This is a genomic window from Micromonospora citrea, from assembly GCF_049629545.1.
GTDB classification, from domain to species: Bacteria; Actinomycetota; Actinomycetes; order Mycobacteriales; family Micromonosporaceae; genus Micromonospora; species Micromonospora citrea_A.
Genome location: NZ_JBNADX010000002.1, coordinates 360,256 through 381,248, shown reverse-complemented (window position 1 = coordinate 381,248; position 20,993 = coordinate 360,256). Strand labels below are relative to the sequence as shown.

12 protein-coding genes and 1 pseudogene are annotated in these 20,993 nt (G+C 71.6%); 6 read left to right on the top strand and 7 right to left on the bottom strand.

The window, feature by feature from the left end:
• Positions 1 to 35: 35 nt before the first annotated feature.
• Together ACPFP2_RS04295 and ACPFP2_RS04290 are read right to left on the bottom strand one after the other, a co-directional pair.
• Entirely contained in the window at positions 36 to 2,777 is a 2,742-nt protein-coding gene (locus ACPFP2_RS04295) for a BTAD domain-containing putative transcriptional regulator (RefSeq protein WP_424086284.1), read from the bottom strand.
• 149 nt (positions 2,778 to 2,926) lie between these two features.
• Positions 2,927 to 3,034 (bottom strand): annotated as a pseudogene (locus ACPFP2_RS04290) (phosphorothioated DNA-binding restriction endonuclease); the annotation flags it as partial.
• A 346-nt stretch (positions 3,035 to 3,380) separates the two neighbouring features.
• Here ACPFP2_RS04290 and ACPFP2_RS04285 point away from each other — a divergent pair.
• Positions 3,381 to 8,969, top strand: a complete 5,589-nt coding sequence (locus ACPFP2_RS04285) for an AAA domain-containing protein (RefSeq protein WP_424086282.1) — start codon at positions 3,381 to 3,383, stop codon at positions 8,967 to 8,969.
• A gap of 65 nt (positions 8,970 to 9,034) precedes the next feature.
• On the opposite strand, the gene ACPFP2_RS04280 is transcribed toward ACPFP2_RS04285, so the two are convergent.
• The 4 genes from ACPFP2_RS04280 to ACPFP2_RS04265 form a co-directional block, all read right to left on the bottom strand.
• Positions 9,035 to 12,097, bottom strand: coding sequence for a DUF3427 domain-containing protein (locus ACPFP2_RS04280; RefSeq protein WP_424086280.1), 3,063 nt, complete (start codon positions 12,095 to 12,097; stop codon positions 9,035 to 9,037).
• A gap of 154 nt (positions 12,098 to 12,251) precedes the next feature.
• On the bottom strand, positions 12,252 to 12,797 hold the full coding sequence (locus ACPFP2_RS04275) for a flavoprotein (protein WP_424086278.1): 546 nt from the start codon (positions 12,795 to 12,797) through the stop codon (positions 12,252 to 12,254).
• An 81-nt stretch (positions 12,798 to 12,878) separates the two neighbouring features.
• Positions 12,879 to 13,736 (bottom strand): aminoglycoside phosphotransferase family protein, encoded by an 858-nt coding sequence (locus ACPFP2_RS04270; RefSeq protein WP_424086276.1) that lies wholly within the window; start codon positions 13,734 to 13,736, stop codon positions 12,879 to 12,881.
• A 41-nt stretch (positions 13,737 to 13,777) separates the two neighbouring features.
• Positions 13,778 to 15,253 (bottom strand): helix-turn-helix domain-containing protein, encoded by a 1,476-nt coding sequence (locus ACPFP2_RS04265; RefSeq protein ID WP_424086274.1) that lies wholly within the window; start codon positions 15,251 to 15,253, stop codon positions 13,778 to 13,780.
• A gap of 120 nt (positions 15,254 to 15,373) precedes the next feature.
• On the opposite strand from ACPFP2_RS04265, the gene ACPFP2_RS04260 reads away from it, so the two are divergent.
• The 5 genes from ACPFP2_RS04260 to ACPFP2_RS04240 all read left to right on the top strand — a co-directional run bounded on the left by ACPFP2_RS04260 (position 15,374) and on the right by ACPFP2_RS04240 (position 19,789).
• A complete protein-coding gene (locus ACPFP2_RS04260) occupies positions 15,374 to 15,520 on the top strand; it encodes a hypothetical protein (protein WP_424086272.1) in 147 nt (48 codons plus the stop codon).
• A 215-nt stretch (positions 15,521 to 15,735) separates the two neighbouring features.
• The gene (locus ACPFP2_RS04255; protein WP_424086270.1) at positions 15,736 to 16,011 is read left to right on the top strand and encodes a hypothetical protein; all 276 of its coding nucleotides are present in this window, start codon (positions 15,736 to 15,738) and stop codon (positions 16,009 to 16,011) included.
• On the top strand, positions 16,008 to 17,036 hold the full coding sequence (locus tag ACPFP2_RS04250; protein ID WP_424086268.1) for an FAD-binding oxidoreductase: 1,029 nt from the start codon (positions 16,008 to 16,010) through the stop codon (positions 17,034 to 17,036). The genes ACPFP2_RS04255 and ACPFP2_RS04250 overlap by 4 nt, the downstream gene beginning before the upstream one ends.
• Positions 17,036 to 17,320, top strand: a complete 285-nt coding sequence (locus tag ACPFP2_RS04245) for a DivIVA domain-containing protein (RefSeq protein WP_424086266.1) — start codon at positions 17,036 to 17,038, stop codon at positions 17,318 to 17,320. The genes ACPFP2_RS04250 and ACPFP2_RS04245 overlap by 1 nt, the downstream gene beginning before the upstream one ends.
• Positions 17,321 to 17,431: 111 nt before the next feature.
• On the top strand, positions 17,432 to 19,789 hold the full coding sequence (locus ACPFP2_RS04240; protein ID WP_424086264.1) for an acylase: 2,358 nt from the start codon (positions 17,432 to 17,434) through the stop codon (positions 19,787 to 19,789).
• Between the two features lie 197 nt (positions 19,790 to 19,986).
• Here the strand turns inward: ACPFP2_RS04240 and ACPFP2_RS04235 are convergent, their stop codons facing one another.
• Entirely contained in the window at positions 19,987 to 20,964 is a 978-nt protein-coding gene (locus ACPFP2_RS04235; RefSeq protein ID WP_424086262.1) for a hypothetical protein, read from the bottom strand.
• Between the last annotated feature and the right edge of the window lie 29 nt (positions 20,965 to 20,993).

Below are 20,993 nucleotides of genomic sequence, written 5' to 3'. Positions count from 1 at the left end.
AAGAGGGGGCGGGTGCGCCGTCGACCGGGGCCGCGTCAGGCGGCGGTGTCCAACAGCGCCCGGACCCGCTCCGCGTCCGGGTGTTCGACCTCGGTGAGGATGTCGAGCGCCTGCCGCCAGGACCGCCGGGCGGCGTCGACGTCACCGACGGCGTGCTCGGTCTCACCCAGGTGCCGCAGCGTGAGCCCCTCGTTGAGTCGGTCCCCGAGCTGCCGGTACAGCGTCAGGGCCTGGCGGTAGCAGGCGATCGCCGCACGGAGGTCGAGGTGGCGGTAGGCGTACCCGAGGCTGTCCCAGGCGCCGGCCATGCCGACCGGGTCACCGAGGCGTTCCAGCAGCGCCAGCGAGCGGCGACAGTGGATGATGGCCTGTTCGTGGTCGCCGAGCAGGGCGTGACACCAGCCCACCGAGTTCAGCGTGTTCGCCTCGCCCCGCTCGTGGCCGGCCCGCCGGAACAGCTCCAGCGCCCGCTGGTCGTGGCGCAGCGCCGCGCCGACGTCACCCTCCTGCTCGCAGAGCCAGCCGAGGCTGCGGCAGGTGAACCCCTCGCCGACCGGGTCGCCGAGGCCCGCGAACAGGTCGAGGGCCTGCCGGTAGTGCCCCCGCGCCTCGTCGAACTCCCGCAGCCGCACGTACGCGCCGCCCACGATCCGGTGCGCCTCCGCCTCGGCGGCCCGGTCACCGTTTCGCGCGGCGGCGGCCACCCCGGCCAGCCCGGCGCGTACCCAGTCCGACCAGTGACCGCGACGGGCGAGGAAGTTGGTGACCGCCCAGGCCAGCCGCCAGCCGTGCCCGTCCAGGCCGGCACGTGCCGCCTGCTCCAGCCCGGCCAGCAGCACCGCGTGCTCGGCGGTGAACCAGGCCAGCGCGTCGTCCCGGTCCGCGAACACCTGCGGCGTCACGCCCTCGGCGGGGGGCGGCGCTGACAGTGGGTCGCGGTGCGGCCAGAGCAGGGCGTCGGCGGCGAGCGCCGTGTGCAGGTAGTGGTCCAGCACGCGCCGTACCGCTGCGGGCCGCTCACCGTCGTCGCGCCCCAACTCGTCGGCGTACGCCCGGAGCAGGTCGTGCAGCGCGTACCGGCCGGGGGTGTGCTCGACGACCAGGTGCGCCGCCGCGAGGTCGCGCAGCGCCGGGCGTACCTGATCGGCCGGCGTGCCGGCGAGAGCGGCCGCGGCGGCGACGGTGAGGTCCGGGCCGGGGTGCGCGGCCAGCAACCGGAACAACCGGGCCGCCGGCGGGCCGAGACTCCGGTACGACCAGGAGAAGACCGCCCGGACGTCGGCGCTGCCGTCGCCCCCGGCGAACCCGTCCAGTCCACGCAGCTCCCCGGCCAGCGCGTCGAGGGTGAACTCCGGGTGGGTGGCCGCCCTGGCGGCCACGATCGCCAGCGCCAGCGGCAGCCGGCCGCAGGACTCGACGATGCGCGCCACCGCCGCCGGCTCGCCGGCCAGCCGCGCGGCCCCCACCCGCCGGGCGATCAGATCCCGGGACTCGCCCTCGTCGAGCAGGTCGAGCCGCAACGGACGAGCGCCCTCGGCGACCACCAGGCCGGGAAGCTGGTTGCGGCTCACCACCACCGTGGCGCAACCGGGCGCGCCCGGCAACAGCGGGCGGGCCTGCTCGGCGTCACGGACGTTGTCCAGCACCACCAGCACCCGCCGGTCGGCGAGCAGGCTCCGGTAGAGCCCCACCTGCGCGTCGAGGGTCGCCGGCACCCGCTCCGGCGGCACCCCGAGCGCGTCGAGGAAGCCCCGCACCGCCTCACCCGCCGTCATCGGCACGCCCGTCGGGTCGAACCCACGCATGGTGACGTAGAGCTGCCCGTGCGGGAAGTCGTCGCGCACCGTGTGCGCCAACCTGGTGGCGAAGAGGGTCTTGCCGACCCCGGCAGCCCCGCTGACCAGCACCGTCGCCGTACCGTCGGCCAGCAGCCGGCGGGCCGCTCGCAGCTCTGCGGCGCGGCCCACGAACTGCGGCGGGTCCGGCGGCAGCAGGCAGGGCCGGACCGGTTTCGCGGAATCCGCCGACCGGCGCGGCGACGGCAACCGCCGGTGCAGGATGTCCCGCTGCAACTCCTCCAGCTCCGGCGCGTCGAGACCCCGCTCCCGCAGCAGCACCAGCCCGTCCCGGCACACCTCGGCCGCCTCGTCCACCCGCCGCTCGGCGTAGAGGGCCACGGCGAGCATCCGGCGTACCCCCTCGTCGTAGGGGTCGTCCACGACCGCGCCGGCAAGCTGCGCGACCGCCTCGGCGTGCCGGCCCAGCGCGGACAGCGCCGCCGCGTGGTCGCGCCGCGCCGCCCGCCGGGCCGCGTCGAGCCGGGCCACCGTCGGCAGCACGAACGGCCGGTCCGCCACGTCGGCGAAGGCCGGGCCGCGCCACAACGCCAGTGCGTCCGCCAGCAGGGCCGCACCCCGCTCGGCCAGGTCCGGCTCGCCCGCCGCGACCAGCCGGCGGCCGTCGGCACACCAGCGCTCGAAGCGGTACGCGTCGACGGCATCCGGCGGGACATCGAGCCGGTACGCGGTCCCCACGGTAATCAGCGCCCGCTCCGCTCCCAGCGCCTGGCGCAGGTGGGAGACGTGGCTGCGGAGGGTGGCCCGCGCCCCGGGCGAGCGCTCGTCGCCCCACATCAGGTCGACGATCCGGGTCGCGGGGATCGCCGCGCCCGGCTCGACGAGGAGGATGGCCAGGAGTTCGACCTGCTTCGGGCCGAGGCGTACGGGTCGGTCGTCGCGCTCCACCTGCACCGGCCCGAGCACGTTGATCCGCAGCACCCTCACACTCCCATCCGGTCCGCCCGGTAACGGTAGTCGCCGGGATCCTCACCGAGTGTGCATCCACTGTGGTGTCCCGGATGCCGGTCCGGAGTCGGGCAGCCGATTCAGGCGGCCAGGGGCTGGCCCTTGAACACCTCACGGCGGTGCCAGGCGATGTGCTTGCCGGCCGGTAGCGGCGCGACCCTCGGCGCTTGGAGGAATTAGTCCGGGGCGAGGCCGGCGGCTGTCAGTACGTCCGGGGCGATCCCGGGCGGTGACGTCAGCCTTCATGGCAGAGCTCCCTACCGTAGTGGGGCTGACCGTGCTCTCCGGTGTCGTGAAGTATTGCCGACTCAGGGGTCCCGTCGGCAGGACCGGCGCAGGTAGGGTGCGGGGACCGCCAGTGGGGAGGTGGGTCGGATGTGCGCCAGGTCAAGGCATGTGCGGGTGGCTGAACGAGCTGAACCGCGAATAGGTGGGAATCCTCGGGCCGCTGTCCGCAGGCGGGCCGTGCGCGGAGGTCCGTCGCTCTGCCTGGCATCAGGTCGGGGCCCGAGCGCCTGAGCTGTCTCGGCGTTCCGCTTTCTCGACCTGCACACTCCCAGCCACCAAAGGTGTTGCATGCTCTCCCGCTCTACGTCCTCCATCGAATCGCCCGCCCTGATCCTCGACCGGGCCACCGCACTGGTCGAGTACCTGATGGCCGTGCGTGCCCAGATGGAGAAGCCGGCCCGGACGGTGCCCTCGGCGGACGCGTTCTGGCAGCAGGACCTGCCGGCCCACACCGACTGCGAGGTGGGAGCCTCCACCGACGGTGTCAGCTGGCTGCGGGTCGGCCTGCCCGCCGCGTCCCGACAGATCACGACACCTGCCGAGTTCGCTCCCTACCTCACCGGGGCGGTGTCTCACGCGACCGAGCCGCGGCTGGCCGGGGACGAGGCGACGGTCGACCTGCTCCGGACGCGCTTCGAGCAGTGGCGGGAGCGGGACTGGCGGCCGTGGGCCGAGCAGGCCCGACGTACCGAGCAGGTGCGGGAGCTGCACCGCAGCCTGTTCGACCTGAAGCACCGCGTCGACATGAACGCCGCCACCCACGAACTCGTCTGGGGGCACGGCGTCATCCGGACCGAGGTCGCCGGGCACCGGGTGCAGTACCCGCTGGTGGTGACCCCGGTGGCCATCGAGTTCGACGCCGACCGGTCGATGGTCCGGGTGGTGCCGCAGGGTGCCGCCCGCCTGCAGACCGACCCGCTGACCGGCCTCGACGAGCGTTACCTCAGCCAACTGCTGGCACTGGCCGGCTCAGGCGGCCAGCTCGACCTCGACGTCTGGGACGAGTTCACCCGCCGCGAGTTCTTCGAGCGGGCACTGCGCCGGCTGGGACACGACCCGGTGCTCCGGGACGCCGACGCGACCCCGCCCAGCGGGCCGTACGTCCACGACACCGGCGTGCTGTTCGTCCGGCCGCGCCAGCGGATGCTGCGTCGCTTCCTCGAAGAGCTGCGGGCCCGGCTGTTGAAGGGTGACACCGCCAGCATCGGGGCACTGGCCGCCATCCTGGCTCACGAGCCGAGCAAGCTGGAGATGCCGCAGGACCAGCCGGCCCAGTGGAAGCCGCTGGGGGAGCGGCTGCTGATGCCGCTGCCGACCAACGAGGCGCAGGAGTCCATCGCCCGGCGGCTGGCGCAGCATCGCAACGTCGCGGTGCAGGGCCCGCCCGGCACCGGCAAGACCCACACCATCCGGAACCTGATCTGCCATCTGATGGCACACGGCAAGCGGGTGCTGGTCGTCGCCCAGAAGGAGGACCCGCTGCGCGTCCTGCGCGACGGGCTGCCGCAGGAGATCCAGTCCCTCTGCCTGGCGGTTCTCGGTCGCTCCACCGATCAGCTCGTACAGTTGCAGCTCGCCGCCCGGGAACTCTCCGACCGCGGTGCCACCCTCGACAGGCGGGGCGAGCAGCAGCGGGTGGACCGGCTGCGCCGCCAACTCGAAGAGGCCGAACGGGACCTCGGCCAGGCGCTCGGTGCACTCTGCACGATGGCGGAGAACGAGTCCGCACAGTACGAGATCGACGGCATCCGGCTGTCGCCGAGCGATGTCGGTAGCTGGCTGCGGGACCGGGCCGACCGGTACGGCGACATCCCCGACGAGATCGCGCCGCACCTCGACGCCACGCTGACCGTCGAGGAGTTCACCGAACTGCTCGACATCGCCCGGCGTACCGTCCGACAGGACCGGGCCCAGGCGCTGCGGCACCTGCCCACGGTGGCCGACCTGCCGGCCGCCTCGGCCATCCTCGCCGCGCGGCGGGAACTCGCCGCCGCCCGCGGCGAACTGGAACGCCTCGCCGCCGCGGGCGTGGTCCTGCCGGAGGTACGGGCGTTCGGCCAGCCCGCACTCGGCGAGCTCGCCGGACACCTGCGGGAAGCACTCACCGTGCTCACTGCCCGTGAGGGCGCCTGGACGGACCGGCTCGCCGCACTCCTGCAAGCCGACCCGAACTGGCGGGCCATGTGGGAGGACCACGTCGGCGCCTGCCAGCGGGTGCTCACCGACCTGACCGCGACGGCCCGGATCGTCGCCGGCCACCAGGTGACCGTCCCCGAGGCCCACCTGGCCGAACCGCGTCGGCTCCTGGCCCAGCTCGGGGAACTGCGTCAACGGTTCGCCGCCGGCAAGGGCGTCAACCGCCTCTTCCAGGTCACCCTCGCCAAGCTCGCCGCCGACTGCCGCATCGACGGCGAGATCCTGCGCACCACCGACGACGTCGACATCGTGATCGCGTACGTCAACCGCCTCCGGTTGCGGCAGGAGCTGACCACCCGGTGGACCGAGTGGCGGCAACTGCTCAACCTTACGCAGGAGCTCGGTGACCAGCCGGAACTTTGGGCAGGTCGGCTGCTCGCCGACGCGGCGACCGCGCTGGACTGGGACCGCCGCCGCTGGCCCACCCTGCTCGCCACCGTCCGCCGGTTGGTGCCCCGAGCGGAGCAGACCGTCGACGTACGACGACTGACGGCGCTCCTCGACGTGGTCGACCGGTGCGCGACGGTGTTCACGCATGACCAGCTCGTGGCCGACGAACGGAACCTCGACGCGGTGCTGCAGGCCGGCATGTCCACGGCCAACGCCAGTGAGCTGTGGCGACTGCTGGACCAGACCCGCCAGCACGCGGACCTCGCCAACTGGGACGGCCTCCTGGACGAGGTACGCCGGCTCGCCGCCCTGCGCCCCGACGCGCAGCGCTTCGCCCAGCTCACCGACCTGCTCCGCCCCGCCGCTCCCGGCTGGACCGGCCAGATCGAGGACGGCACGGCAGCGGCCCTCGCCGGCACCAGCGCCGACTGCCTGCACCGATGGCAGTGGCGTCAGGCGCAGAGCTGGTTCGACACCGTCGTCGGCAGTGTCGACCCGGTCGCTCTGGGGCGCCGGATCGACCGGACGCGGGAACGGATCCGACAGCTGACGCAGGAACTCGTCGTCGCCTCCTCCTGGCTGGAGGTGTCGCTGGCGCTCGACGACCGGCGTCGGGCCGCGCTGGCGGACTGGACCACCGCACTCCGCAAGATCGGAAAGGGTACGGGCAAGAACGCCGCGCAGTGGCAGGCCCACGCCCAGCGGGCCATGACCGCCGCCGTCGACGCCGTACCCGTCTGGGTCATGTCGGTGGACCGGGCCATCGAGCAGTTCGCCGGCGGCGCCCACTTCGACGTGGTCATCGTCGACGAGGCATCCCAGGCGGACATGTTCTCGCTGCCCATCCTCAGCCTCGCCGAGCGGGCCGTGGTCGTCGGCGACGACCAGCAGATCGGCCCGCAGCTCTCCTTCGTCGGCACGGTCACCGCGCTGATCAACTCACACCTGGTCGACGTGCCGTCGGCCGAGCACTTCGACCCGGAGAGCAGCCTTTACGACCACGCCGTCCGCCGCTCGCCCGAGCGGATCCTGCTCACCGAGCACTTCCGGTCCGTCCCGGCGATCATCGGCTTCTCCAGCGACACCTACTACGGCGGGGAGATCGAACCGCTGCGCACCGACCGGCCCGCCGGCATCGGTGACCCGGTGATCGCCGTGCACGTCCCCGACGGCATCCGCCAGGACCTGCCCGCCCACGGCAACGTCAACGTCGCCGAGGCGGAGGCACTGGTTGCGCGGGTCGCCGCGATCGTCGCCGACCCCGCGTACGAGGGACGGACGATCGGCGTGGTGAGCCTGCTCAGCACCAGCGGGCAGGCCCTCTACCTGCTCGCCCGCCTCCGCGAGGAGATCGGCGAGGAAGAGATGGAACGACGCCGCCTGCGCGTCGGCGACTCGTACACCTTCCAGGGCGACGAACGGGACATCGTCCTCGTGTCCACGGTCGTCTCACCGCACAACGGTGTCGTCTCCGCCTTCACCAAACGCGACCACCACCGACGGGTCAACGTCGCCGCCTCCCGCGCCCGCGACCAACTCTGGGTCTTCCACTCCGTCCAGCCCGCCGACCTGCGCGACGACGACGCCCGAGGGCTGCTGCTGACCTACTGCCAGAACGTCAACACCGCCGAGGAGGCGTACGACGACCTGGAGAAGCGCTGCGACAGCGACTTCGAACGCGAGGTGCTGCGCCGCATCCTGCGCCGCGGGTACCGTCCCCTGCCGCAGTTCCGCATCGGCGGGTACCGGATCGACTTCGTGCTCCCCGCTCCGGACGGCCGGCGACTCGCCATCGAATGCGACGGCGATGCCTACCACGGGCCGGAGCAGTGGGAGAGCGACATGCGCCGGCAGGCGGTGTTGGAGCGGGTCGGCAACTGCGTCTTCGTGCGGATCCGGGGGAGTGTGTTCAGCCGGGACCCGGAGGCGGCGCTGGAGCCGCTGTGGCAGCGGATCGAGGAGCTGCGCATCGGCGCCAACTCCGCTGTTCCTCCGGTCGTCGACGGCTCGGTCGTCGAGTCCGCGCAGGTAGCTGTTGAGCCTGCCCGTCAGCCAACGCCCGTCGGCTCGCCGGACGTGCCCCTACCAGCCCCGTTGGTCGGCGAAGTTCACGAGCCGACGGTGCCCGCCCTGGTCCTGGACGAGCCTGAGACATCTGCTTCCACCGAGCCGGTAGCGCCGAATCCACCGCTGGAGTCCCCGGCACCGGCAGCGCCGCTGCCCGTGCCGCCGTCCCCATCGGCTCCGCCGTCCACCGCGACACCGGCCCCTACCCGGCCCTCCAGGACCGCCCCGGCGGCCCCACCGCCGCGTCCGGCCGCAGCCCAGCAGCCGGCGGTGACCGTACCGGAGGAAAAGGCCGCGCCGGTTTCCAACGCACGGTCGGGGGATGAGCCAGCGGCGGCCGACGACGGAACCGTGCCCGTGCCAGTCGGCTACCGCAACGTCGCCTGGCTGCGGCCCTACGAGGCGGTGGCCGCGATGGACAGCTACCAGCACTGCCGGGACGTGCCGATCCGGCACGAAGGCAAGGTGCTCGGCTGGGCCCGCTACTACGACAGCGCGTCACCCGAGGCCCGCAAGTACCGGGCGAACGTCCGCGTCGAACGGGCGCACCCGTCGGGCGCACGACTCGTCTGCTGGGTACGACCGCACGAGGCGAAAGCCGTGATCGGCGCCGCCTCCATGAAGCGAGACGTGCCGGTGGACGACAGTCGGGGGCGGCACACCGGCTTGGTCCAATTCTTCCCGACAGGCAGTCCGGCGGCCACCCGGTTCCGCAGCGTCACCCGGCTGTTGCGGCTCTCTGGTGGTGGCGAGCCCGCCCCCAGCGCACCGGCATCGGCACCAGCGGCGCTGGCGCCGGCGCCGCGCGAAGTGCCCGACCGCGCGGCGCTTGAGGAGTCGCTGGACCGGGCGATGGAGCGCGCCTACGCCGGGGCGGACCCCGACCCTGCGCAGGCGGACGGTCAGGCGGCGGACCGGCGGGCGCTGGAGACGGCCTTCCACCAGGCGATGGTCCGCGTCTACGAGCGAGCCCGCGACGAGGTCAACTATCAGGCGACCCTGTTCCTGCGGATGGTCACCGAAAAGGGTGGCCTGGCGACGGCCCGGCAGTTGCTGCACCACCCGGTCGTCTCCGACGGGTTCACCGCGCTGTGGGAGCGGGGGCGGGTCGACCTGACCGTGGAGGCGCTGGTGATCCGGCCGCGGTTCCGGCCGCTCTTCACCGACGAGGAGTTGGCCATCGCCAGCCGGCGGGTCGTGGACGCCTCCACGCGTACGTCCTGAGCAACGGTACGAGTCGCTGCTCGAAGTGGCGGCCAGTGATTGCTGGCCGCCACTTCGGCTGCGGATCAGGCCGCGATCGCCCGAGCAGCGGCATACATGTCCGCTGGCAGCGGCGTCTCCAACTCCCAGATGATCCGCATGGGCCGCTCACCCGAGTGGCTTCGGTACACCATCCTCCCGGCGTACAGGTACGCCGGTGCCCCCAGGTCCCGCTCCGGGATCCGCGTCTCCCGCACGAACAGGTGCACCGTCGACCCCTGCGTCTCGTGGTTGACGTACCGCTGTCCGGTCGCCGACGCCGCTGATGTCGTGCTCTGCGACTCCCACTGGAACAGCCGCTCGGTGATGGCCCGGTCGGCGTACATGGTGGTGGGGGAGTAGTGCTGCTCGGACTTGACCAGGGTGACGAAGAAGAGGTCCGCCTGGGCATCCGGCAGCCACTTCACCCCCTCCCGCAGCGACCCCGGGTTCGCCATCCCGAACGCCGCGCACGCCTCGTTGCGGCTGTAGCGAGCGTGCACCCGCAATGCCCCCAGCGGCTGTGTCACCCGGTGGATCCGGTCCCGCAGCACCTCAGCGACCTGCCGCAGCTCGATGCAGCGCGCCGTCTCCTTCCACAGCCGCGCCAGCCGTTCGTCCCGCGAGGTCAACGCCGCGTTCGGTCCCCACAGGTCGAAGTGCAGCATGTCCCACAGTCGGCCGCGCGGCGGCTGCTCGCCCGCCGCGACCCGGGCCAACAGGTCGAGCCGGTCGACGTCGTCGAGGTGCAGCATCCGCCCGATGGCACGGCCCAACTCGCGGTCATCCGGCCCGGGCAGTGAGGTCTCGATGCCCGCGAGCCGGCGCAGCCCGGTCCAGCCGCCGAGCGCCGCCGACCGGTACACGTCCTCGACGTCCAGGCCGGTCTCCCGCAGGAACTCGGCCAGGCTCACGTCCCCGAGCTGCCGCAGCTCCGCGACCAGGCCCTTGCGGGACGTTGGCATCGCCGAGCGCAGGTTGTCGAGCACGATCTCCTTGGCGACCCGGTCGAGCTGGACGTGGCAGCCGCTCGGCAGCATCGGGAAGTCCTGCTCGACGGCGTCTTTGATCGCTCGCCGGGTCACCCCGGTCAGCGCCCGCCACCGCAGGTCGAAGCGGAAGTTGGCGTGCTGGCCGCCGATGAAGTCGAGCACGGTCAGGCAGGGCTTGTCGTCGTCCAGACGCAGGCCACGGCCGAGCTGCTGAAGGAAGATCGTCGCGCTCTCGGTGGGCCGCAGCATCAGGATCGTGTCGACCATCGGCAGGTCGACACCCTCGTTGAACAGGTCCACCGTGAAGAGCACGCGGAGCTTGCCGGCCTTGAAGTCCCGCAGCAGGCCGTCCCGCGCCGCGCGGTCCGCCCGCGACGTCACCGCCGCCGACGGTACGCCGTGCCGGCGGAACCAGTCCGCCATGAACTCGGCGTGCCCGATGCTCACGCAGAACCCGAGCGCCCGCATTCGGCCCACGTCGACCGTGTCCTGGACCGCCTTGAGCACCATCCGGGCTCGCGCGCTGTTGCCGGTGTAGAGGCCGTCCAGCTCCGCGGGGTCGTACCCCTGGCCGCGCTTCCACCGCAGGTGAGACAGGTCAACGTCGTCGTGCATTCCGAAGTACTGGAACGGTGCCAGCAGTTGCCGTTCCAGGGCGTCCCACAGGTGCAACTCGACTGCGGCGCGGTCGTCGAACCATCGCCGTACGTCGCCGCCGTCCGCCCGGTCGGGAGTCGCCGTCAGCCCGAGGAGCACGCGCGGTCGCAGCCGCTCCAGCAACCGGGCGTACGTCGGTGCCTCCGCATGGTGGAACTCGTCGACGATCACCATGTCGTACGCCTCGGGGTTGATCTCCCGCCGGTGCAGCGACTGGATCGAGGCGAAGACGTGCCGCCAGTGGGTCGGCTCCTTGCCGGCCACCAGCATCTCCCCGAAGCTGCCGTCCGCCATCACCTGGCGGAACGTCGAGAGGCTCTGCTTGAGGATCTGCTCCTGATGGGCGACGAACAGCAGCGAGTCGACGCTTCCGCTGCGGTGCAGTCGTCGGTAGTCCAGCGCGGCCACCACCGTCTTGCCGGTGCCGGTCGCCATCACCACCAGGTTGCGGTGCCGGCCGTGCACCTGCCGTTCCGCGTCCAGGTCGGCCAGGATCTCCGCCTGATACGGGTACGGCCGCACATCGAGATTCGCGATCTGCGTTGGTGCGTCAGCGCTGCGTTCTCCGCTGAGTGCCTGCCTCAGCCGGTCGGCGTTCGTGGCGGGGTCGTAGTCCTCGAACGCCGGATCGTTCCAGTAGTCCTCGAAGGTGGCGGTGAACGTGTCGATGACGTGCGGCTGCTCGACGTTCGAGATCCGGACGTTCCACTCCACCCCGTCGACCAGCGCGCTCTTTGACAGGTTGCTAGAGCCGACGTATGCGGTGGTCATGCCGTTGTTGCGGCGGAACAGCCACGCCTTGGCGTGCAGGCGGGTGGTCCTGGTTTCGTAGGAGACCTTGATGTCGGCGCCCAACTCGGCGAGCCGATCGAGGGCGCGCTGGTCGGTCGCGCCCAGGTACGTCGTGGTGATAACCCGCAGCTTGCCGCCTCGGTCGACCAGGTCGCGGATGGCGGGCTCGACGATGCGCAGGCCGTGCCACTTGATGAAGGCGCAGAGCAGGTCGACGCTCTCGGCAGACGCCATCTCGTGGGTGACCTCGTGACCGATGCGGGGTTGGTGCTTGCCGTTGACCAGGAGGGCGCCGGTGGAGAGCGGCGCGGTGGGGCGTGCCGGGAAGGTCGGCTGGGCCGGTGGGGTCGGTGGGGCGGCGATGGCGTACAGGAGGTGCTTGGCGTCGGCCACCTGGTCGTCGTGGCTGGCCGCGCTTGGGTTGAGGTCTGCGATGGTGGCGGCGAGTCGGTTGGCCAGGTCCACCTGGCGGTGGAGCTTGTCATCGCCGTTGGGGACGGCTTGTAGGGCGCGGCTGATGAGGGCGGCGAGGTGACGGGACAGGATGTCATGGGAGTCGGCGGGGTCTAGGGCACGTTGCTGCACAAGGGCGGCATCGTGGTGGTGGAGCTGCCGGGCGAGCTGATGGGTGATCAGGTGCTCGTAGAGACCCTGCTCAAGATCCGTCACCCGCTTAAGGTAGCCACCCCTCCTTGCGGCGTCAGCCTGCTGAATCCGCCGTTCTGGCCGGCTGTCGGATCTCTGACACGCCTCGCACTCGCTGATCGGCATGCCGCCGGTGATCGGCGAATAGCTGCTTGATAATGAGGACCGCGTGAAAGAGCTACTCGTCGGTCGACGCTGCCCTGCTCGGCTTACGCCCCGCGATGCGTAGACGGTCCGCGACCACGCGCCAGTCCAGCTGTGCGGTCAGAGGTGTCACAACCACGCGGGCCTCCTGAAGCAGCTGAAGGTGCCGTGCATAGCTGGGGTGAGCGGCAAGCTGCGCCTTGACGTTGGGGAACGCAAACACCGGGATGTCAGCCCCAAGTGCCTCGTTGAGGATGCCGAGCGCGAGCGTGTCGTTGATTCCCAGCGCCCACTTGTTGATGGCGTTGAACGTCGCGGGCACCACCGCTACAGCAGTCGCCGGCGGGTGCGGCTCCGGATCACCGGGCATTCGCCACTCGACCCGCACCGGATATCCGGTCTGCCGTGCCAACGCCTCCCGGTCGATCCAGGTCGCAGCGGTCGGCGTAGCGGTGAGACACACCGTCCAGCCGTCCTCCTGCAATAGCTCGATCAATTCGCCGACTCGCAGCACCGGAGGGGCGGCGCAGACGACCAGGGCCAGGACGCCACGCGAGGTCATGCGATCGTCGTCTCTCATGGTCTGCACCTCAATATGCTGCCGATGGCAGGGCGAGCTGTTCGAGCGAACGGTACGTGGGTGCAGCGCGTTGGCTGATACCTAGACCCGGGCGAAGGGGGTCCAACGCGCATCCCGCTCTCCCGCAATGACGGTCCGAATCCTGTGGTGGAACTCCGCCGCCACGGCTTCCGAGCCGGCGAGAAGAGGCGCAGCGGCGGCGATCATCTTCAGCTCGCGCACGGCACACAGCAGGGGCCAGTCAGGGTCGGCCGTGACGTCGCGGCCATACGCGGCGGCCAGTGCCGCATGTGAGCCGCTGCGGCCGAAGCGCCGCTCGCCGACTGCTATCGCAGCCAGGTCCACGCCCGATGGCCCCAGGGAAGTGGCGTCGAAGTCGCAGAGCACCACTCGACCACGGCGCTCTCGCAGGAGGTTGCCCACATGGGCATCCCCGTGAATGACTTGGGTGCCCGCTCGGTGCCGGAGGTCCGAGACCGGACCATCCAACCGCTCGCACCAGTCGAGCAGAAACTCGCGGTCCTCGTCGCCGAGCCCATCCGCGTCGGCCAGACGGAGCCGTGCATCGCCGACCGGGTCCCATTCCGGCAGTGGGAACGGAGGCGGACCGAGGGAATGGAAGTTGCGGAGGGCCGAGCCGAGATCTTCCACTCCGGGTGCCGGTGGGATCGGCGGCAGGTACTGCCAGATCGAAGCCAGCAGGTCGCCGACCTCCATCGGCTGAGCGATGTTCGGTGCAAGACGAATGGTGGGCGCGTCGACCTGCTCGAACCATCGGCCGAGCTCGACAACCTTTCGCACCCGATCCTGAAGACGGTGTGATCGCGCGATCCGGATCACAATCCCCGCAGAGGGCAGCGCGAACACCGCATTGTTCGTGAGCTGGAGCAATCGCGCGTCATCGGTCTGGACCCCGAGCCCGTCGGCGACCTGACGCATCGAAGCCGTCATATCAGTCTCGCCGAAGCGACCGGTCCCACTCACGCCGGCACGGCTCCGAACGTAGCAAGCTCGTTCGACAGGGCGGCGACCTCGGGATCCGTGCGATATGCGGCCAAGTCTCGCCTGACGTTGCGAATGCGGTCGACCGTCCGTCTGGAGGTCAGATTGTCTGCCCGATGGATGACGCGGCGCCCCACAGATATCGCCCGCCGATGGTCGCCGGCCAGAAACAGCGCGCTGCACAGACCCACCTCGTTCAGGACGGCGCTGCGGACGTTCTGCTGCCCGAAAGCTGCTATGGCTTCCTGTACCCAGCGGACTGCCGCCGGCGCGAACTTCCTGTCGGCGCGGGCCAGATCCCGGTAGACCCGGCCGTACTGTGCCAGGAGCTCACCCCGGTCGTAGAAGCGCATCCATTCCGGCTCCCGGCCCCCAGTGATCCGGTCGAACGCGTCAGTTGACCTGCCGAGTGCGGTCAGCGCTTCCTTCGGTTTCCCGAGGGCCGCGAGGGACGCGGCCTCCGCACCCCACAGCATCGCCGATACCGCAGGAGTGGCCGAAGCGCCGAGCTGGGTTCGCGCGAGCTGCAGGGTGGCGAGTGCGTCCCGGTTGTGCCGCTGGTGCTGCAACTGCCGAGCTTGGCAGTAGCGCACCCTTGCCGAGAGCAGCGCGTCATCGGCGGCCAGGGCAGCCTGCTCGGCCGCCGCAAAATGCCGCTGCGCCTGGTCGTGCATTCCCGCGTCGAGGGCGGTCCACCCGGCCAGTTGTCGGGCTGCTGCCACGGAGGTGACCAACCTGGGCGTCAGTGCCTCCGGGTGCGACCAGTCGAGCAGCGAATACACCGACTGCGCGAAGCGGTCGACCTCTCGGTGGAGCAGCCCACCGCCGCACTCGTAGTCCACCGACCGGTACAGCTCCAGTACGGCGTTGAGTCGTGCGATGTCCGCCGAGCCGAGCCGGCGGGGCCGGGGGAGCGCTACGGTTCCGAGCAGACCGGCGCTGGCGGCGACGGCGGCTATGCCGGCCAGCAGAGCTCGGCGGCCTTCATCAGTTGCCATTGGTGGATCCAGATCAGGAGGAGTGGTGTCGGTGGGCTGCGGTGAGGCGGCCGGCGGTGCCCCCGGAAGCGCGAACCACAGCTGCGCGCCCGGTATCCCGAGCACCTTCGCCCAGTGAGCCAACCGGTCCAGGTGCACCACCGGCGGCCCGTTTTCCACCCGGCTCAACTGCGCCTGCGTGATTCCCAACCACCCCGCCACCACGGTCTGCGGCAACGCCGACCGCCCGTGATACGGATGGCACCGGTATGCCCGGATGACCCGCCCCAGGTGCCGTGACGCCAATGCCTGCCGTACCGGCTCGTGCTGCCAGAAGGATGCCGGCACCACCGGCGGCGCGCTCATCCGGTCCCGCTCGGCCGCCTGGCAGGGCGCGCAGCGTCCGCTGTCGTTGTCGCGGGCCAGGCGTCCGCCGCACCGGGGGCAGTTCGCGTGTGTCACCGGCAACCTCGCCATCGGCAGGTGGCTCCCGTCCGTGTCGCCTCATCGAGCCTATCCATTCAACCCGCTGAGTGGGGGAGCGGTATACGCAGCGCGCATATCGATGATGCTCGCGCCGAAGCCTCCGAGCGTGCGGTGACCGCCTTCACCGACGCCTTCGTCCGCCTCTGGGAACGCAAGCAGCGCACCCTGCCGGCCCCACACCACGGTCCGATCCTCAAGGCGGCCCGCCGCTGGACGGCCTTCCGGGCGCGTCACCACGTGCATACGCAGCGCGCATGACCGTCGCGATCATCGCGGCATAACGGCACTCCCTCCCGGCAGCCAGGGTCGACGCATGGCCCGGGGCGGGTGCCGGGCTCCGGAGCTGCGTCGACCCGAACGACGCACCTCCGTCCCCGCCCGCCCCGGCGCCCCTCCACCAGCCCCAGCCACCGAGGGACGACCATGAACGCCATCACGACCGCCTGTCCGCGCCGGCACAAGGAGCAGGGCGGATGGGCGTGACACCGGATGAGATCGCCAGGACCTGGCTGCGGCTGGTGATCGCGGACGCGGAAATCTCGCCGTACCTCATCGGGGTTGATCTGGAGCGGCTGGCCGCGCACCTGGCCGCGGTGCTCGACAACCCGACGGCGGTGCACGGGTGGCCCGGCCTGGGCCTGTCGGAGGCGCAGCACCGGCGCATGGTCGACTACCTGACCGGCGTGCTGTGGGCGCTCGACCTACCGGAAGACCGCATCGCCCAGGTCACCACGGCGGTCAGCGGATGACCGACGCCGACCTCCTGCGCGACGCGCTGCGCCCCCGGCTCGCGGAGCACGACGCGCAGCTCCTGCTCGCCGCGCTGCGCCGGCACGCCGCAGGCGGCGACGACGAGGCGGGCTGGCGCGCACTGCTGACGGTCCTCGGCCAGGCCGTCAGCCACTTCGACCTGCTGCCGCACGCCGACCGGATCGCCCGGCTCACCGGCTGCGCCGTCCCTGCCGCGCCCGGCGGAGGCGACGACAAGCCATGGCGGCCCGCCGAGGTGATCGTCCACGACCGCCCCTGCGCCGGCATCGCCATCCTGACCGTCCGCCCCTGGCACCGGCTGCACTGGCGACCCGGCCAGGCCGTCCCGGTCAGCACCCCACGGCACCCCGGCCGCTGGCGCTGGTACTCCCCGGCCAACACCCCACGCCCCGACGGCACCATCGAGCTGCACGTCCGCGCCGTCGGCGCCGTCTCCGGCAGCCTCGTGCACGAGGTACGCCCCGGCGAACTGCTGCACCTCGGCCCACCCCGCGACACCGGCCTACACCTACGCGACGGCGACCTGCTGCTGATCGCCGGCGGCACCGGCCTGGCCCCGCTACGTGCCATCGTCGAGCAGACCGCCGCAGCAGCCGAGTATGGGCAGGCCGCCCCCGCACCCGGGCAGCAGCACGCCACCACCGGACACGAGCAGCAGCAGGACGCCACCGCAGCCGAGCACCAACACGCCACCACCGCACCCGGGCAACGGCAGGTCACCCTCATCGTCGGTGCCCGCACCTTCGCCGACCTGTACGACGCGGTCACCCTCGATGAGCTCCAGTGCGCCCACGACTGGCTGACCCTGGTGCCGGCCCTCTCCCACGACCTCGGCGCGGAGCCGGTCGAGCGGGGTGACGCCCTCACCCTCGCCCTGCACCACTACCGGCCGCACCAGCGGGTGTACGTGTGCGGCCCGCCCGCGATGGTGGCCCACGCCCGTCGCTGGCTGCCGATCGCCGGTGTCCCCGCCGACCGGGTGCACCTGCCGGTGGTGCCCTGATGGCCGTCTACCGCAGCCGCCACGCCCTGGCCGGCCCGCTCACCCCGGACCGGCTCACCGCCGTCACCCTGCCGCGCACCCCGCTCGGCCGGCGCGGCTACCGGCCCGCCGACGTCGACGCCCTGCTCCACCGCCTCGCCCACGAGCTGCGCGAACGCACCCGCGAGCGGGACCGGGCGTACGCCGAGAACCAGCGCATCAAGGACGCTCTGCGTACGTGGCAGTCCGCCCGGACGGCGGTGCGGCAGGGCCACGACACCAGACGAACCCCTCCGGAGACCTAGTGGACTTCCCCGATGTCCCGGTGACGCCGCCGTTGTTAGCGTCCGTCCAGACCGGACAACCGACACACGGGGAGGACGTCCGATGACCAACCACCAGCAGGAGGCCGCCCGGTGAGCCGGCCCGCGCGCCGGCTCGGTGCCGCCGCCACCGCCCTCGGCCTGTTCGCCGCGGCCCTGACCGTCACCGCGAACCCGGCCGCCGCCGCACCCGGCCACGGCGGCTACCAGGCCCTCATCCAGCGCGCCTCGTACGGCGTACCGCACATCACCGCCCGGAACTTCGCGGGCCTCGGCTACGGCGTCGGGTACGCCCAGGCGGAGGACAACATCTGCCTGATCGCCGAGACGGTCGTCACCGTGAACGCCCAGCGCAGCCGATTCTTCGGCGGCACCGAGGACGACGTCACCAGCGACCTGTTCCACCAGAAGGCGATCGACGGCCGGGTGGTCGAGCGGCTGCTCACCGGCCCCCGCGACGGGGTGCACTCGCCGTCGAACGAGGTCCGCGACCAGGTGCGCGGCTTCGCCGCCGGCTACAACGCCTACCTGCGCCGGACCGGGGCGGCGAAGCTGACCGATCCGGCCTGCGCCGGCAAGCCGTGGGTACGCCCGATCAGCGAGACGGACCTGTGGCGGGCGCACTGGGCGCGGATGGTCCGGGCCAGCTCCGGCGCGCTCGCCGACGGCATCGTCGCCGCCGCCCCACCCCGCGCAGACGGGACCAGCACCCCGGCGAACGCCCCGCAGGCGAAGGCCGTGGTCGACGCCCGCGACGGCGCGCCCGCCGGGGTGGGCAGCAACGCGTACGCCCTCGGCCGGGACACCACCGTCGGCGGCACCGGGATGCTGCTGGCCAACCCGCACTTCCCGTGGGACGGCGACGAGCGGTTCTACCGGATGCGCCTCAAGATCCCCGGCCGGTACGACGTCGAGGGTGCGGCCCTGGTCGGTGACCCGCTGGTCGAGATTGGCCACAACGGCCGGGTCGCCTGGACGCACACCGTCTCCACCGCCCGCCGCTTCGTCTGGCACCGGCTGACCCTGGTCCCCGGTGACCCGACCAGCTACCTGCACGACGGCCGACCCCGGAAGATGACCACCCGCACGGTCACCGTGCAGACCCCCGGCGGGCCGGTCAGCCGCACCTTCCACGACACCCACTTCGGCCCGCTCGTGGTGGTGCCGGGCCGCTTCGACTGGACCGCCGACACGGCGTACGCGATCAGCGACCCCAACGCCGCGAACAACCGCGCGCTCGACGGCTGGCTCGCCATGGGGCGGGCCCGGTCGGTGGGTGACCTGCGGGCGGCGCTGGACCGGCGGCAGTTCCTGCCCTGGGTCAACGTGATCGCCAGCGACGACCGGGGTCAGGCCCTCTACGCCGACCACTCCGTGGTGCCCCGGGTCACCGACGACCTCGCCGCCACCTGCATCCCCGCGCCGTTCCGCCCCCTGTACGCCAGCAGCGGCCAGGCCGTCCTCGACGGCTCGCGGTCCGCGTGCGAGCTGGGCGCGGACCCGGACGCCGCCGTGCCCGGCATCCTCGGCCCGGCGCGCCTGCCGACCCTGGTCCGCTCCGACTACGTGACCAACTCCAACGACAGCTACTGGCTGGCCAACCCGGCGCAGCGGCTGGAAGGCTTCCCGCGCATCGTCGGCGACGAGCGCACCGAGCGCAGCCTGCGTACCCGCCTGGGCCTGCACCAGGTCGCACAGCGCGTCGCCGGCACCGACGGGCTGCCCGGCGCCGGCTTCACCACCGGCAACCTGTGGCAGGTCACCCTCGGCAACCGGGCGTACGGCGGCGAACTGGTCCGCGACGACCTGGTCCGGCTCTGCGAGGCGAACCCGCACGCCGCCGCCTCCGACGGCACACCGGTGGACCTGACCGCCGCCTGTGCTGCCCTGCGCGGCTGGGACCTGCGGGTCGACCTCGACAGCCGGGGCTCGCACGTGTTCACCGAGTTCGCCCGCGAGGGCGGCATGCGCTTCGCCGACCCGTTCGACCCGGCGGCCCCGGTCACCACGCCGCACCGGCTCGCCGTCGACGACCCGAAGGTGCGCACCGCCCTCGCCGACGCCGTCCGCGCGCTGGACGGTGTCCCGCTGGACGCCCGCCTCGGCGACATCCAGACCGAGCCGCGCGGCGACGAGCGGATCCCGATCCACGGCGGGTGGCCCGAGGCCGGGGTGTTCAACATGACCATCAACGTGCTGGAACCCGGTATCGGGTACCCGAAGGTGCGGCACGGCACGTCGTACCTGATGGCCGTCGAACTGGGCCGCAACGGGCCGTCGGGCCGGCAGATCCTCACCTACTCGCAGTCGGCCAACCCGAACTCACCCTGGTACGCCGACCAGACCCGGCTGTACTCGGGGAAGGGCTTCGACACGATCAAGTTCACCGAGAAGCAGCTCAGGGCCGACCCGAACCTGATCACCTACCGGGTGGGCGAGCGCCGCCACTGACCGGATCGGTGCGCGATTTGCGGCGTGTCGCGGTGTCCTCGCAGGCGGGCACCGCGACACGCCGCAAACCGCGGACGTGTACCTCTCCCGCCAGCCTGTCGATCGGTCACGCTGCGGGGAGTCGACCGACCTGTCGAGACGCTAGGTGAGGTCGCATGGTTGTCGGCCTGCTCACGCATCCACCTGCCGGACTCCGGCTACCAGGTCAGCTCGGTGGACGTGGGCTTCACGAAGCTGAGGTCGCTCTCCTTCCTGATCCGGAAGGGCAGCCCTTCTGGCATGAAGGTGACCTCGTTCTCCGTTTCGTTGCCGAAGAACGACATCCGGTGCTCGACCGAGCGCGGTCGACCGGTCAGATAGAGCGCGAAGATGCGGTGGTGCGGCACCACCGATTCAGTGACGACGTTGCCGTGGATGGTCTTGATCGTGTAGAGCGAGGACGACTCCAGCGCTCCCCGCATGGCGATCAGCGGGACGTCGTACACGGTGGAGGGGTTGGCGATCTCCTCGGTGGTCAGGGCCGCTCCGGTGTTCTGCCGCTTGAAGTGTGCGAGCGCCGACGCGCTCTCGGTCCGGACCACGGTGAGAGTCTCATCGTTCTGGTTGTTCGCGGGAAACGCCGTGTGGCGCAGCAGCAGTTGGGTGAAGGCGTGCCAACTGACGACCGCCCTGCGCAGGTTCAGCTCCTGGCGTGCGGTGTCCCCGGCCGGCGGAAGGCCGAGCCGCTGCATCCGCAGCTGGCTGATGTCGTTCTTCGCCTCCGCCCACGATTTCGCGTTGTCGCTGATCTGCTTCCAGAAGTAGGCCTCGGGTCCGGGCCGGGTCCGCTGCCGTACCAGGAACTCCTTGACGATCTGCACCATTGGCGCCCACGAGGAGTCCTGCACGCCGGAGGCGTACGCGACGACCAGCTCGATGATGGTGTGGGCGTCATCGCCGAAGGTCTGGCTGACGTAGTTTTCGTAGGCGGCGATGGCCGACCCCGGCCCGCGTAGCGAGCCGAACGGACGCCCGGCGGCGGTCTTCAACAGGTAGGCGTCGTTGGGTTCCTGCACCAGCGTCTGGGTCAGCAGGGCGTCCAGTCCGGCGTGCTGCATCTGGATGATGTGCGTCAGGAGTTCCGTGACGTAGTCGCGTTGCCACCGGTCGTTGATCATCTTCATTTCGAGCGACATCCGGCCTCCCTCGTCGGCGCCGGCTCGCC

What these genes read in the sequence shown, in the direction of transcription:
- ACPFP2_RS04285 (WP_424086282.1), top strand. Translation starts at nt 3,381, where the DNA reads ATGCTCTCCCGCTCTACGTCCTCCATCGAATCGCCCGCCCTGATCCTC.
- ACPFP2_RS04275 (WP_424086278.1), bottom strand. Translation starts at nt 12,797, where the DNA reads ATGAGAGACGACGATCGCATGACCTCGCGTGGCGTCCTGGCCCTGGTC.
- ACPFP2_RS04270 (WP_424086276.1), bottom strand. Translation starts at nt 13,736, where the DNA reads ATGCGTCAGGTCGCCGACGGGCTCGGGGTCCAGACCGATGACGCGCGA.
- ACPFP2_RS04265 (WP_424086274.1), bottom strand. Translation starts at nt 15,253, where the DNA reads ATGGCGAGGTTGCCGGTGACACACGCGAACTGCCCCCGGTGCGGCGGA.
- ACPFP2_RS04255 (WP_424086270.1), top strand. Translation starts at nt 15,736, where the DNA reads ATGGGCGTGACACCGGATGAGATCGCCAGGACCTGGCTGCGGCTGGTG.
- ACPFP2_RS04250 (WP_424086268.1), top strand. Translation starts at nt 16,008, where the DNA reads ATGACCGACGCCGACCTCCTGCGCGACGCGCTGCGCCCCCGGCTCGCG.
- ACPFP2_RS04245 (WP_424086266.1), top strand. Translation starts at nt 17,036, where the DNA reads ATGGCCGTCTACCGCAGCCGCCACGCCCTGGCCGGCCCGCTCACCCCG.
- ACPFP2_RS04235 (WP_424086262.1), bottom strand. Translation starts at nt 20,964, where the DNA reads ATGTCGCTCGAAATGAAGATGATCAACGACCGGTGGCAACGCGACTAC.